The sequence below is a fragment of the Phocaeicola coprophilus DSM 18228 = JCM 13818 genome (genome assembly GCF_000157915.1).
GTDB lineage: Bacteria > Bacteroidota > Bacteroidia > Bacteroidales > Bacteroidaceae > Phocaeicola > Phocaeicola coprophilus.
Genome location: NZ_EQ973682.1, coordinates 1 through 821 on the forward strand (window position 1 = coordinate 1; position 821 = coordinate 821).

Here is an 821-nt window from a genome sequence, read left to right on the forward strand (position 1 = left end):
GAAGATCATCAGTCAACCGACGCACGACAAAAGCACATTCTTTTGCTTTGTCATACAGAATATGGCTTCTGGAGAATCCTTGCATATAGGAAAGCAGGATATACTTTTCACTTTCCATAAAGTCACTCATGCCCAAAGCCTTTCTACGGCTAAAAAGAACAGCCAGACTCTTATGGTCAGACCGGAACCCAAATTCCTTCAAATCATCCTCACTGACCCAGTTACGTGAGTTCAGGGTCAGATAAGGATATACTTTTCCATCTTTATCGAGTGCCATTACCTGATTGGCAAAAATAAGAGCCAGACGAAAGGTTCCGGATTCCGTCCCGAGAAATGCACTGCCGTTAAACATCAGTGGATGACAGCTTCCTTTATTATACCCGGAAGTCAGATATTGTTCCAGAATCTTTCCATCTGAAGGTTCTATCCTGTCAAGCAGAAATCTGGCCGCATGAGCTTCACCGATATTCAGACTCGGATGATAGCAATACAAACAAGATTGAGCATACTTGATATTCACATATTCGTTGGAGCAGTCAACCGATTTCTTATATTCTCCTTCACAGATGCTGTATGAATGTATTTTTCCACCTTTACCGTCAAGGATATAAATCAGCCCTCTCCTGAATCACAGGTAAAATCAAGCAGATCGGCATACTCACCCTTACCATTTCCTTTAGCCCCTATGGCATGGAGAAACTTTCCATTTCTATCAAACACACATAACTGATGCCTGAATCCTGTCCATGGCTATTACATAGTCACCGCAGATCTCCATTTTATCTATGGCACCCAACATAGCGGCAGAAGCTGTATCCAAT

At 42.4% G+C, this 821-nt stretch carries 2 protein-coding genes; both read right to left on the reverse strand.

What is annotated here, in order from left to right; all coding sequences use genetic code 11:
- On the reverse strand, window positions 1–616 hold a 616-nt coding region (locus BACCOPRO_RS16940), incomplete at its 3' end, for a 6-bladed beta-propeller (protein WP_169306522.1).
- Window positions 613–720 carry a 6-bladed beta-propeller gene (locus BACCOPRO_RS18695; RefSeq protein WP_081446960.1) on the reverse strand — a complete coding sequence of 36 codons (108 nt, stop codon included), beginning with the start codon at window positions 718–720 and terminating at the stop codon, window positions 613–615. The genes BACCOPRO_RS16940 and BACCOPRO_RS18695, both read right to left, overlap by 4 nt.
- Window positions 721–821 lie beyond the last annotated feature (101 nt).